This window comes from Mycobacterium sp., from assembly GCF_049802695.1.
GTDB lineage: Bacteria > Actinomycetota > Actinomycetes > Mycobacteriales > Mycobacteriaceae > Mycobacterium.
Map to the genome: position 1 here is coordinate 1 of NZ_JBARMY010000182.1, position 8626 is coordinate 8626.

Below are 8626 nucleotides of genomic sequence, written 5' to 3' on the forward strand. Positions count from 1 at the left end.
CCGGGGCACAATCTCTTAGTAGGAATCGACCATCATTCCTGGCGGGCATAGTGCTCACCGGCCGGCGGCTCGGTGACCAGCTTCTCGCCAACTAGGCATAAACCTCGTCAACGACTCGCTGATCGAATCCCATTAGGCGGGCAAGAAGGCAGTCCCTTCTGGAGAGGCAGATGTGACAGGAGTGAAGGCAGTGGTTGGACCCGCTACGCACGAGGTAAGCCGAGTACCCGTTGGGCGATGATGTTGCGCTGGATCTCTGAAGTACCGCCGGCGATGGTGGCGGCGAAACTGCGGAAGTAGCGGTCGGACCAACGGCCGTAGTGGCTGTCTAAGTTCAGCGGCGCGAACGGGCCGGTCGCCACCTGCCAACCTCGATTGAGCGGACCCACCAAGTTCTCGGCGGGCACCCGCACGTCGGTGAAAAACACCTCGTTGAAGTCCAGGTCGTCGTGATCTGACGCCGACGCGAACGGCCGGCACGTCACACCGGGCGTATCGGTCGATATCAGCAACGCACTGATCCCCTTGTGTTTGGGAGCCTCCGGGTCGGTGCGCACGAACGCCAGCAACACGTCGGCGTCGTGGGCACCGGACGTCCACACCTTTTGCCCGTGGACCACGAAGTGGTCCACGTCCAGCACCGCCCGGGTGCGCAGCGATGCCAGATCCGAGCCTGCGCCAGATTCACTCATCCCCAACGACGCCGTCATCTCCGCGCGCAGGATCGGCACCGCCCATCGCTGCTTCTGCTCGTCGGTGCCGAACGACAACAGCGAGGCGGCGACGATGCCGATGCCCTGCGGATTGAAACTGTGGTGGATGCGGCGCCGCGCCAGCTCGTCGGCGTGCACATACTGCTGCAACACCGTGGCGTTGCGACCGCCGAACTCCGGCGGATTGCCCGGGAGCAACCACCCATGGTCGAACAGCAGCCGCTGCCACCGTCGGGCCCACTGCGGGACGTGCGAGCTAGATTGCGCCCGCTCTCCCGTCCACGCCTCGGCAGGCAGATTTTCGTCGAGGAACGCCGCGAATTCGCTCGGAACGCTTCGACATCGGCGTCAAACGTCAGCTGCACTGGCACTCCTCGACATATGAGAATACTGTTCTCACTACGCGAAAGTAACAATCTCAAATACGGCGCCACCCGTCAGGGGGTATTGCAGAGAATGGCACGACGTTCTCCGGTAGAGTCCAGTCATGTTCTCCCCTCGCGGCAACCGACCGGGCCGTCGGTGATAAACCCAAGCGAGGAGCCGGCCTGGAAGCAGCGTGCGGTCGAGCGCTCGATCAAAACCGCCAAACTGCGAGCGGCCCAGCGTGTGCAGCGTTTCCTGGATGCCGCCCAGGCCATCATCATCGAAAAGGGCAGCACCGACTTCACCGTTCAGGAAGTCGTCGACCGGTCGCGTCAGTCCCTGCGAAGTTTTTACCTGCAGTTCGACGGAAAACACGAGCTGCTGCTGGCACTTTTCGAAGACGCGCTGAGCCGGTCAGCAGAACAGATCCGCGCCGCCACCGTCAGCCATTCCGATCCGCTCGAGCGGCTGAAGATTGCGGTGGAGTTGCTTTTCGAAGCCTCACGTCCAGATCCGACGGCGAAGCGGCCGCTTTTCACCGACTTTGCGCCAAGACTGCTGGTCACGCACCCAGCTGAGGTCAAAATCGCGCACGCGCCACTGGTCGCTCTGCTGACTGAACTGATGGAACAAGCCGCCGCGGCCGGAAAATTGCGCCCCGACGCCAATCCCCGCCGGATGGCGGCCATGACGATGCAGACGGTCATGTTCATCGCCCAGTCCAGTGGCTCCGATGACGCTACCGTTCACCCGATCAGCGCCGACGAAGTGTGGGACTTCTGCTCACGCGGATTCGTCGGCGCGTCGGGAAGGTGATGTCTGCTCCCTGAGCCATCGTTCGCATACCGCACGCCTCTGAGAATGGCGTTCTTGCCTAACGAGAGTGACAGCTAGCAAGGATGAATCCGACGTTGACACTTGCGGTCAACGGATGACAAAGTTCTTCAACGAAACGATCTGCACGGTTCCGTTCCAGCCAGATGGTTCCGGCGAGAGGCGATATCTGTGACAGTCAGCGCTACCAGCGATGTCTACTACGACCCGTACAACGTAGAGCTGAACGCTGATCCCTACGTCATGTTCGCCCGCCTCCGCGAAGAGGCGCCGCTGTACTACAACTCCGAACACGACTTCTACGCGCTGAGCCGCTTCGCTGATGTCGACGCCGCCATCGTCGATCACGTGACGTTCAGCTCCGCGCGAGGCGGAATTCTGGAGTTGATCAAGGCCAACCTCGAAGTGCCTTCGGGCGTCCTCATTTTCGAAGACCCGCCCATTCACGACATTCACCGGAAATTGCTTGCCCGGATGTTCACCCCGCGCAAGATCGCAGCGCTCGAGCCCAAAATCCGTGAATACTGCGTCCGCAGTCTGGATCCCCTGATCGGATCGGGCCGCTTCGACTTCGTGAACGACTTGGGTGCTCAGATGCCGATGCGGGTGATCGGCATGCTGCTGGGCATCCCGGAGACCGACCAGGAAGCCATCCGGGACCGGTCCAACGCCAACATGCGCACCGAAGACGGCAAGCCGATGGATCTCGTGCAGCAAGGCTATGACACCGGTGAGATCTTCGCCGAGTACATCGACTGGCGCGCTCAGCATCCGTCCGACGACATCATGACCGAGCTGCTCAATGTCGAATTCGAAGACGAAAAGGGCGTCCGGCGGCGTTTGACACGCGAAGAACTTCTGCTCTACGTCAACGTCGTCGCCGGGGCGGGTAATGAGACGACCACCCGCCTGATCGGCTGGGCCGGAAAGGTGCTGGCTGAGCATCCCGGTCAACGCCGCGACTTGGTCGAGAATCCCGCACTGATCCCCCAGGCCATCGAGGAGTTGCTGCGCTTCGAACCGCCGGCGCCGCACGTGTCCCGGTATGTCACCCGGGACGTCGAGTACTACGGCCAGGTCGTGCCAGAAGGCAGCGTCATGATGATGCTCATCGGGGCGGCCAACCGCGACCACCGCCAGTTTGCGCCGGACGGTGAGATTTTCGACATCCACCGGCTGATGCGCCAACACCTGACGTTCAGTGTCGGAACACACTACTGCCTGGGCTCGGCGTTGGCCCGACTCGAAGGCCGGGTGGCACTCGAGGAGATTCTCAAACGCTTCCCGGAGTGGGAAGTCGACCTCACCACCGCCAAGCTGTCGCCGACGTCGACCGTTCGCGGCTGGGAATCAATGTCTGCTCTGATCACGTGAACTCGAAGGAAATGAGGTAGCAATGGCCGGGCGAGTCGAAGGCAAGGTCGCGTTCATCACCGGCGCCGCGCGCGGTCAGGGCCGCTCGCATGCGGTGCGACTGGCGCAGGAAGGCGCCGACATCATCGCCGTTGATATCTGTAAGCAGATCGAGTCCGTTGCGATTCCACTTGCTACTCCAGAGGATTTGGCTGAAACCGCCGACCTCGTCAAGGGTCATAACCGCCGCATCTACACCGCCGAAGTCGACGTGCGTGATTACGCCGCGCTGAAAGCCGCCGTCGACGCCGGCGTGGAACAGCTGGGTCGGCTGGACATCATTGTTGCCAATGCCGGCATCGGCAACGGCGGGAACACGTTGGATAAGACCAGTGAAGAAGACTGGACCGACATGATCGACGTGAACCTGGGCGGCGTCTGGAAGACGGTGAAAGCCGGTGTGCCCCATCTCCTGGCGGGCGGGCAAGGCGGTTCGATCATCCTGACCAGTTCGGTGGGCGGGTTGAAAGCTTACCCGCACACCGGCCACTACGTGGCCGCCAAACACGGCGTCGTCGGGTTGATGCGCACGTTCGCAGTTGAGTTGGGGCAGCACATGATCCGGGTCAACTCGGTTCATCCCACCAACGTGAACACACCGTTGTTCATGAACGAGCCGACGATGAAGCTGTTCCGCCCCGATTTGGAGAACCCGGGTCCAGATGACCTCAAGGTGATAGCGCAGATGATGCACACCCTGCCCGTGGGTTGGGTGGAGCCCGAGGACGTCAGCAACGCGGTGCTGTTCTTCGCCTCCGATGAGTCGCGCTACGTCACGGGGGTGACCCTTCCGGTTGACGCCGGCAGCTGCCTCAAGTAGCGGCCGGGTTCGCCCGGCCCTGATTTCGGCGCGCCGGTCTGTGGGTGGTCGAGCAGTGAACCGCTTCCATGGCATTAAGTCAAGCGTTTTGATTTAGAGCGGGTCCGCTGCGGGCAACCCCTCGTGCACGGGCAATCTGTCGTGATAGTTTCACCGGTGGGCGTCGCCGTGGGCCATCCATAAGTCCATACCGTTGCTGGCCGTGAAGCAGTCGGACCCTACCGTTCGAAGGAGTTGTTTTGAGCCTCAATCGGTTCGGCGCAGCACTGTGTATTCTCGCCACCGGCACAGTCATGCTGTCGGCATGCGGCAGCGACAACGGCGCATCCAGCGGAAAACCATCGTCGGGTTCGTCGACAGCGAACGCGAACTGCGGCGGAAAGAAGTCGCTGAAGGCCAGCGGATCGACGGCGCAGGCGAACGCGATGACACGCTTCGTCAACGCGTTTCAGCAGGCCTGCCCTGATCAGACGCTGAACTACACAGCCAACGGCTCCGGCGCCGGAGTCAACGAGTTCACCGGCAACCAGACCGACTTCGGCGGCTCCGACGTACCACTCAGCGCCGACGAAGCAACGAAGGCCCAGCCGCGTTGCGGCTCGCCGGCCTGGAACCTGCCGGTGGTGTTCGGTCCCATCGCGGTCACCTACAACCTCAGCGGGGTGACCACGCTGAATCTCGACGGACCTACGAGCGCGAAGATCTTCAATGGCACCATCACCTCTTGGAACGATTCCGCGATCAAAGCACTCAACGCGAACGCCAACCTGCCCGCAACCCCCGTTCACGTCGTGTTCCGCAGCGACGAATCCGGCACCACGGACAACTTCCAGAAATACCTTGATGTCGCGTCCGACGGCGTTTGGGGTAAGGGCACCGGCAAGGCGTTCAAGGGCGGTGTCGGCGAGGGCGCCAAGGGCAACGACGGCACGTCAGCGGCCATCAAGAGCACCGAAGGCTCGATCACCTACAACGAATGGTCTTTCGCCCAGGCACAGAAGTTGAACATCGCCCAGATCGTCACCTCGGCCGGCCCGCAGCCGGTGGCGATCAGCGCCGACACGGTCGGCAAGACGATCGCCGGCGCCAAGATCAAGGGCCAGGGCAACGACCTGGTGCTCGACACAACGTCGTTCTACAAGCCGACGCAGGCCGGCGCCTATCCGATCGTGCTGGCGACCTATGAGATCGTCTGCTCGAAGTACCCCGACCCGCAGGTGGGCAGGGCCGTGAAAGCGTTTTTGCAAACCACTATCGGCGCCGGACAGACCGGTTTGGCAGACAACGGGTACATCCCGATTCCTGACGCATTCAAACCCAGATTGACGACCGCAATCAACGCCCTCAGTTGATCTGAGGTCGGCGTGACCGAAGGACCGCTCGGCGTGCGGCCTATCCAGGACGGCATTACGCCCGCACCGGCAGCGATCGAAGCGGGAACGGCACGGCGCGGAGATCGACTGTTCAAGATCGCGGTGGCCGCCGCGGGCTCGATGATCGTCGCCGCGATCGTGTTGATCGCGCTTTTCCTGCTGATCCGGGCCGTGCCTTCGCTGCTGGCGAACCACGCGAATTTCCTGACCAGTGCCGATTTCGACACCGCCGATGCCGACCACCTGGCGTTCGGGATCCGCGACCTGTTCATGGTCACGGTGTTGAGTTCGGCATTCGCCCTGGTGCTGGCCGTCCCCGTGGCGGTCGGAATTGCGGTGTTTTTGACCCAATACGTGCCGGCACGGCTGTCGCGCCCGTTCGCCGCCATGGTTGATCTGCTGGCCGCCGTGCCCTCGATCATCTTCGGGCTATGGGGCATATTCGTGCTGGCACCGGAGCTCGAACCGCTCGAGTCGTTCCTCAACCGACACCTCAACTGGTTGTTCCTGTTGAAGCCCGGCGACGTGTCGTTGGCCGGCGGCGGCAACATCTTCACCGCGGGCACCGTGCTTGCGGTGATGATTCTGCCGATCATCTCGTCAGTGTCCAGAGAAGTGTTCCGGCAGACCCCGACCATCCAGATCGAGGCTGCACAGGCGCTCGGCGCCACCAGATGGGAGGTGGTGCGGATGACCATACTGCCCTTCGGCCGTAGCGGAATCGTCGCCGCATCGATGCTGGGTTTGGGCCGCGCTCTCGGCGAAACCGTGGCCGTGCTGATCATCCTGCGCGCGGCCGCCCACCCCGGCGCCTGGTCGTTATTCGACGGCGGCTACACCTTCGCCTCCAAAATCGCTTCCGCCGCATCGGAGTTCAGCGAACCGTTGCCGACCGGAGCCTTCATCTCCGCGGGCTTCGTGTTGTTCGTGCTCACATTCATCGTCAACGCCGCCGCCCGGGTGATCGCCGGGGGGAAGGTCAACGGATGATTCAGGGCACCCTCGACCGGCCGGTCAAGGCACCGGCGTTTCGCTCCGTCAGCATCGTGCGGCGAATCAAAAATCAGCTCGCCACAACATTTTTCCTTTCTGCCTTCGCCATCGCGTTGGTGCCGCTGATCTGGCTGCTGTGCGTGGTGGCCGTGAGGGGCTGGTATGCCGTTACCCGCTCGGGCTGGTGGACGCACTCACTGCGCGGCGTACTGCCCGAGCAGTTCACCGGCGGGGTGTATCACGCGCTGTACGGCACACTCGCACAAGCCGCGGTGGCCGCGCTGGTAGCCGTGCCGCTGGGACTGCTGGCCGCGGTGTATCTGGCCGAGTACAACTCCGATCGCCTGGCTCGGGTGACTACCTTCATGGTCGACGTGCTCGCCGGCGTGCCGTCGATCGTGGCGGCGCTGTTCGTGTTCAGCATGTGGATCGCGACTCTGGGCTTCCAGCAGAGCGCCTTTGCGGTGTCGCTGGCGTTGGTCCTGCTGATGCTGCCGGTGGTCGTGCGATCGACCGAGGAGATGCTCAAACTCGTACCCGACGAGTTGCGGGAAGCCGGCTACGCGTTGGGGATTCCGAAGTGGAAGACGATCGTGCGGATCGTCGCCCCGGTGGCGCTGCCCGGAATCATCTCCGGTGTGCTGCTGTCGATCGCCCGCATCATCGGTGAAACGGCGCCGGTGCTGGTGCTGGTTGGATACAGCCGCTCCATCAACTACGACATCTTCGAGGGCAACATGGCCTCGCTGCCGCTGTTGATCTACACCGAGCTGACCAACCCTGAGCACGCCGGTTTTCTGCGGGTCTGGGGTGCGGCGCTGACGTTGATCATCGTGGTGGCCGTCATCAACCTGGTCGCTGCCGCGGCCATCCGCGTTCTGCCGGGCGGGCGGCGGTAACCCGCGCACCGGGCGTCACCGATGGTGGCGACCCGCTTCGCCCGGCCTTCAGCCGCGCTCGCGATCGCCACTAGCCTGCCGCGAGCCGCACGACCCTGTTGTTGCCCCGATCGGCAACGTAGACGTTCCCGCTCTTGTCCACCGCCAGCTCCAGGGGGCTGTTGAGGCCGGTAAACGGGAGCTCGGTTTGAGTGGTCGCCCCGGGCGCCAACTTCACCACTTTCTGAACTTCGTAGTCGGTGACGTAGACGGCACCGGCCGAATCCACCGCGACGCCCCAGGGCACGCTGAGGCCGGTGAACGGCAGGTCGGTCTGGTTCTCCGAGCCGGCGGCCAACTTCACCACTCTGTTGTTGTCGGAGTCAGTGACGTAGACGTTGCCGCCGGAGTCGACCGCCACTCCGTCTGGATGATTAAGACCATTGAACGGCAGATCAGATTGGGTGTTGGAGCCGACCGCCAATTTGACCACCCTGTTGTTGCCGCGGTCGGCGACGTACACGTTGCCGCCGGAGTCCACGTCGACGCCTTCGGGATAATTCAGTCCGGTGATCGGCAACTCGATCTGGTCGTTCGATCCGGGTGGCAGCTTCACCACTCTGTTGTTCTCGTCGGTGACGTAGACGGCACCGGCGCTGTCCACGGCCACCCCGTGCGGCTCGTAGAGACCCTTGAACAGCAGCACCGTCGGCTCGGTGGATCCTGGAGCCAGCTTGACCACCCGGCCGTACATGCCTTGGTTGGTGGCGTAGATGCTTCCGTCGCTGTCCAGCGCCAGTCCGCCTGGCGAAAAGCGGAAGTTGAGGCCGGTGAACGGCAGGGCGCTTTGTCCCGGCGCGGCGGTCCACGAGGTATTGGACGGCCGCGAGGGCCGCAGCACCAGGTATCCCACGATCACCGCGATGACCAGCAGCAGCGCGGTAGCGCCGATCAGCAGACCCACCTTTCGAATCCTGGTGGGCTTGGCCGCGCTTTCGAAGTCCGACGAGTGCGCCGGGCCGGCAGCGGACGGCGGATTCGGCTGGGCGCGGTCCCATCCGGGTTCGGGAGACGGGGCGCTGGTCGGACCGTGCCAGGTCGCGCCCGGGTCAGACGGTGGCGGAATCGGTTGGCCATGCCCGGTGTCGCGCGGGGTCATGCTTGCCGGGGCCCGCCAGGTTGCGCCGGGTTCCGGGAGGGGCGGGACGGGTTGGTCGTGCCAGGTGTCGTCGGTGC

Annotated in this window: 6 protein-coding genes and 2 pseudogenes; 6 read left to right on the forward strand and 2 right to left on the reverse strand. The window is 63.4% G+C overall.

The window, feature by feature from the left end; genetic code table 11:
* Nucleotides 1-203: 203 nt before the first annotated feature.
* A pseudogene (locus WA317_RS07320) lies at nt 204-1078 on the reverse strand (acyl-CoA dehydrogenase family protein).
* 157 nt (nt 1079-1235) lie between these two features.
* Between WA317_RS07320 and WA317_RS07325 the strand changes: the two are divergent.
* From WA317_RS07325 to pstA, 6 genes are all read left to right on the forward strand, one after another.
* Nucleotides 1236-1895: a TetR/AcrR family transcriptional regulator gene (locus WA317_RS07325; RefSeq protein WP_425172401.1), complete on the forward strand. Its 660-nt coding sequence runs from the start codon at nt 1236-1238 to the stop codon at nt 1893-1895.
* A gap of 189 nt (nt 1896-2084) precedes the next feature.
* On the forward strand, nt 2085-3287 hold the full coding sequence (locus WA317_RS07330; RefSeq protein WP_425172402.1) for a cytochrome P450: 1203 nt from the start codon (nt 2085-2087) through the stop codon (nt 3285-3287).
* A gap of 22 nt (nt 3288-3309) precedes the next feature.
* Nucleotides 3310-4146 (forward strand): mycofactocin-coupled SDR family oxidoreductase, encoded by an 837-nt coding sequence (locus WA317_RS07335; protein WP_425172403.1) that lies wholly within the window; start codon nt 3310-3312, stop codon nt 4144-4146.
* 239 nt (nt 4147-4385) lie between these two features.
* The gene (gene pstS / locus WA317_RS07340; RefSeq protein WP_425172404.1) at nt 4386-5498 is read left to right on the forward strand and encodes a phosphate ABC transporter substrate-binding protein PstS; all 1113 of its coding nucleotides are present in this window, start codon (nt 4386-4388) and stop codon (nt 5496-5498) included.
* Between the two features lie 42 nt (nt 5499-5540).
* On the forward strand, nt 5541-6509 hold the full coding sequence (pstC, locus tag WA317_RS07345) for a phosphate ABC transporter permease subunit PstC (RefSeq protein ID WP_425172406.1): 969 nt from the start codon (nt 5541-5543) through the stop codon (nt 6507-6509).
* Nucleotides 6506-7411, forward strand: coding sequence for a phosphate ABC transporter permease PstA (gene pstA, locus WA317_RS07350; protein WP_425172405.1), 906 nt, complete (start codon nt 6506-6508; stop codon nt 7409-7411). The genes pstC and pstA overlap by 4 nt, the downstream gene beginning before the upstream one ends.
* 70 nt (nt 7412-7481) lie before the next feature.
* Here the strand turns inward: pstA and WA317_RS07355 are convergent.
* Nucleotides 7482-8626: pseudogene (locus WA317_RS07355) on the reverse strand (serine/threonine protein kinase); the annotation flags it as partial.

Bases quoted from the DNA above. Each gene is read 5' to 3' on its own strand.
- WA317_RS07335 (WP_425172403.1), top strand. From the start codon at position 3,310: ATGGCCGGGCGAGTCGAAGGCAAGGTCGCGTTCATCACCGGCGCCGCG.
- pstA (WP_425172405.1), top strand. From the start codon at position 6,506: ATGATTCAGGGCACCCTCGACCGGCCGGTCAAGGCACCGGCGTTTCGC.